Raw genomic sequence first — 1952 nt, 5'->3', positions numbered from 1 at the left:
TAACCCGCTCTTTAAGGTTTAATCGATTATAGTTTTTGATAGGCATACAACAAATCTAGAATTTTGATTTGTTGCGTTAAGTTCTTGAATTCGGGTTGTTTCGGAGCTATTGTAGATAACGTGATTGTATAAGATTAGTTGCGTGGTTTAAGCACTAAAGTTAGCAAATAAATCACAGATAGAAAGTCCGCGAGGACTTTCGTAAGTAGGCTAGAACTAGCAATTAATTTTATACGGTGTGCCTGTTGCACAAGTTAGCAAAAAGCTAACATAGGGTTTATAATTAATTTAGAGAAGTGTTGTAAATTCATGGTATGCAAGGAAAAAAAGTATATCAAGAGCAGTTGTTCAACAGTTTTCGGTTGAGTGAGCGCGTACCCTCCACAAATTTCTACCGGCGTTTAAAGGAAGCATTAAACCTGGATTTTCTCTATGAACTTACTTGTGACTTTTACGGCAGCAGTGGTCAAAAGAGTATAGATCCTGTTGTATTTTTTAAGCTGTGCTTAGTGGGCTATTTAGAAAACATCATTAGCGACCGGAAGTTAATAGAGCATTGCAGTATGCGTCTGGATATTTTGTATTTCATCGGTTATGATATTGATGAAGAATTGCCCTGGCATTCCACCATTAGTCGTACACGACAGTTGCTCCCCGAAGATGTGTTTGAAGGGGTTTTTACTAAAGTTTTTACGCTTTGTGTTGAAGCGGGAATGGTGAGTGGGCATACTCAGGCTATCGACAGCGCACCGGTAAAAGCCAATCCTTCGATGGACACTCTGGAACTTAAAGTACCTGAGGAAGAATTAGAATCTCACCTGCGCAAGGTTCGCCACATCAGCGCGATGGACAAAGAGCAGCCTTTTCGTAAAAGTAAAGGTGATAAATCAGATAAAAACCAGCGTAGCATAACAGCCAGCGAAGAAGAATTAAAAGCCATTAGCACCCGCAACAAGCGCTGGAGCAAAGATCAGGATCAGCGTCCGGGAGCAGGAAATAAGGGAAGTAAATACACCAGCAATAAAACGCATTATAGTCCTACCGATCCTGATGCACGAATCAGTGTAAAACCGGGTAAGGCCAGAAAACTCAATTACCTGAGTCAGCTTAGTGTAGACACGGGTCATCATGTGATTACAGACATCAGAGCCTACCACGCTGATGGAAAAGATAACCAGCAACTGCCTGATATTGTAAAACGGGTAAAGCGGCGCTTGTGGCAGCAGGGTTTGGTGTGGGAGAATTGTGTGGCGGATACGGGTTACAGTAGCGGAGAGAACTATGCCTTTTTAGAAGCACAGGGCTTAAAGAGTTTTATACCTGCTCACGGAACTTTTAAAGGCGGTCCAGACAATTTTACCTACGTTGAAAACGAAGATCATTACCTGTGCCCACAGGGCAAGATAATCCCGTTTACCAAAGAGTTCAACGATTATAGAACCGGAACCCGAAAAAAGGAATACCGTGCCCGCAAGCACGTGTGTATTGATTGCCCAATACGCAGGAGTTGTCTGGGCAAAAGCGCACAGGAAAAGAAGTTTAGTGTTACTTACTACCGCGCAGAATACCAGCGCAACATCGCCCAGGTAGAAAGCCCACAGGGCAGGTATATGAAAGGCAAACGACAAAGCACCGTAGAACCTGTTTTTGGAACCCTAACTCAATTTATGGGGCTAAGGAAGGTAAATACCATTGGATTAAAACAGGCCAACAAATGTATGCAGCTCTCCGCCATCGCATACAACCTCAAAAAATACCTGAAGTTTATTGAAAAACGTACCAAAAGTGGGGCAGGGATGCTCGTCTTGTTTTTAAAGTTCACAATGACGTTAAATCAAGAGTATAAGTCCATTTTAAAGGCTTCATTCTGCTAATTTACAAACGATATAAAACTAGAAAACCGCTTAAGAGCGGTTTAAATAAGTGATATTTTCTAAGAATTAAAGGCTTGT

1 protein-coding gene is annotated in these 1952 nt (G+C 41.8%); it reads left to right on the top strand.

Annotation, left to right across the window (positions count from 1 at the left end):
• Positions 1–314: 314 nt before the first annotated feature.
• Positions 315–1874 carry an IS1182 family transposase gene (locus ACIGAM_RS17375; protein WP_396512742.1) on the top strand — a complete coding sequence of 520 codons (1560 nt, stop codon included), beginning with the start codon at positions 315–317 and terminating at the stop codon, positions 1872–1874.
• The last annotated feature ends 78 nt before the right edge of the window (positions 1875–1952 follow it).

Origin of the sequence: Leeuwenhoekiella sp. NPDC079379 (assembly GCF_044542075.1) — a bacterium.
GTDB lineage: Bacteria > Bacteroidota > Bacteroidia > Flavobacteriales > Flavobacteriaceae > Leeuwenhoekiella.
This window is presented reverse-complemented; position numbering and strand designations above follow the sequence as displayed.

Coding starts and splice junctions, on each gene's coding strand:
- ACIGAM_RS17375 (WP_396512742.1), top strand. CDS start 315: ATGCAAGGAAAAAAAGTATATCAAGAGCAGTTGTTCAACAGTTTTCGG.